The sequence below is a fragment of the Mesorhizobium sp. B2-7-1 genome (assembly GCF_006440735.1).
In the GTDB taxonomy this organism is placed as follows: Bacteria; Pseudomonadota; Alphaproteobacteria; order Rhizobiales; family Rhizobiaceae; genus Mesorhizobium.
Genome location: NZ_VFUA01000214.1, coordinates 1 through 2,125 on the forward strand (window position 1 = coordinate 1; position 2,125 = coordinate 2,125).

The 2,125-nt window shown below is 64.0% G+C and carries 1 protein-coding gene; it reads left to right on the plus strand.

Annotation, left to right across the window (positions count from 1 at the left end; all coding sequences use genetic code 11):
* Window positions 1–2,125 (plus strand): Ti-type conjugative transfer relaxase TraA (gene traA, locus FJ471_RS34485; protein WP_140811468.1); only part of this gene is annotated, 2,125 nt, incomplete at both ends.

Below are 2,125 nucleotides of genomic sequence, written 5' to 3' on the forward strand. Positions count from 1 at the left end.
CGCAAGGCATTGCCCTGGAGCCGCAAACGCAAATTGGTGCACCGGCTCAACGCATTGAGAGCAGCGGTGTTGACGCTGGCGACACTGAAGCAGATCGCGCCGAACTGCATCGCGAGATCGCGCGCAACAATGGCGCGCGCATTATTGCGGATCCATCCGTGGCTTTGGATGCCATCACGCATCAGCAATCGACCTTCACCCGAAAAGACATTGCGAAGTTTGCGCATCGGCACAGCGAGGGGATGGAGCAGTTCAACGGGGTGGTGGCAGCCATCAGCAGAGCACCAGATCTGGTCGAACTCGGCAAGGACGGACGCGGCGAAGATCGCTTCACCACCCGGCAGATGATCGAGACCGAACAGCGCCTGCACCGCGCTGCGGAACGCATGTCAGGGGCGGAGCGTCATGAGGTGAGTGATCCGCATCGCAATGCGGCTTTGGCGCAGGCAGCGCAACGCGGGCTTATCCTGTCAGGCGAGCAGACCGATGCAGTGGACCACATCACCGATGGGCGCGGTCTTGGTGTCGTTGTCGGCTTTGCTGGAACCGGCAAGAGCGCCATGCTCAGCGTTGCGCGCCAGGCATGGGCAGCAGCAGGCTATGAGGTTAAGGGCGCTGCGCTCTCAGGCATTGCGGCCGAGAATCTGGAAAGCGGATCGGGCATTTCTTCGCGCACCATCGCCAGCATGGAACACAGCTGGGGACAGAACCGCGACCTGCTCACCGCGCGCGATGTCCTGGTGATCGATGAAGCCGGCATGGTCGGCACGCGCCAGTTGGAGCGCGTGCTCTCCCATGCGGCGGACGTTGGCGCAAAAGTCGTTCTTGTTGGCGATCCGCAGCAACTGCAGGCGATCGAGGCTGGCGCAGCGTTTCGTTCGATCCATGAGCGTCATGGCGGCGTCGAAATCGGCCAGGTGCGCCGCCAGCGCGAGGACTGGCAGCGTGACGCAACGCGCGATCTGGCAACCGGCAGGATCGGCGCTGCGATCGGCGCGTATGACGCACAAGGCATGGTGCACCAGGCTTTGTCGCGCGACGACGCTCGAGCTGAACTCGTCGCGCGCTGGGACCGCGACAGGCAGGCCAATCCAGAGGCAAGCCGGATCATTCTCACCCACACAAACGACGAGGTGCGAGCGCTCAACCAGGCAGCGCGCGAGCGAATGCGCGCTGCCGGAGATCTCGGCATCGATGTTCAAGTGAATGTGGAGCGCGGTGCAAGAAACTTCGCCAGCGGCGACCGCGTCATGTTCCTGCGTAACGAGCGCGGGCTTGGCGTCAAGAACGGCACGCTTGGCGTGATCGAAGAGATCAGTACACAGAGCATGGCCGTGCGCACTGACGACGGCAGGTCCGTGCGCTTTGATCTCAAAGACTATGCCCACATTGATCACGGCTATGCCGCGACCATTCACAAGGCTCAGGGCATGACGGTCGACCGGACCCATGTGCTGGCAACGCCGGGCATCGACGCGCACGGCAGCTACGTCGCTCTGTCACGGCATCGAGACGGGATGGAGCTGCACTACGGCGGCGATGACTTCGCCACCCGGGACCGGCTTGTCCGGACGCTGTCACGCGACCGCGCCAAAGACATGGCGTCGGATTACGATCAGGTCGACCCGGCGCAGAGCTATGCCGAGCGGCGCGGCATCACGTTCCGTGAGCGCGTGGTCGAGATCGTGCGCCGGATCGTTCCGGAGAAGCTGCGCGACAGGATCGGCGAGCTGCTGGACGGGCTGCGCTCGCCCGGAGATGGCGAGCCCAGCCGAGAACGAGAGAGCAGGCCGGGAAGGGAAGATGTTGGCGCGCAGATCGGAGATGCAGGCCCCACGCCCAACAGCGAAAATCTTCCTAGGGGACCGCAACGCGAAACGGATGTGCCGGTGGACGCGGAAGCGGCGCTGCGCCACGCTCGCACGAAGTCGCTTGTTCGTCACGCGCGCGCGGTCGACGCGATCCTCAGTACTGGAAATGCTGATAGGCAGGGCAGTCCAGAGCAGATGCGCGAGTTGAGGGATGCCCGCAGCGCTTTCGAGAAGGTGCGGCCGCATGGCTGGCGCGATGCCGAAGCGGCATACGTCAAGAACCCTGAGATGGTTCGTGAAGCGGCGGCCGGCCG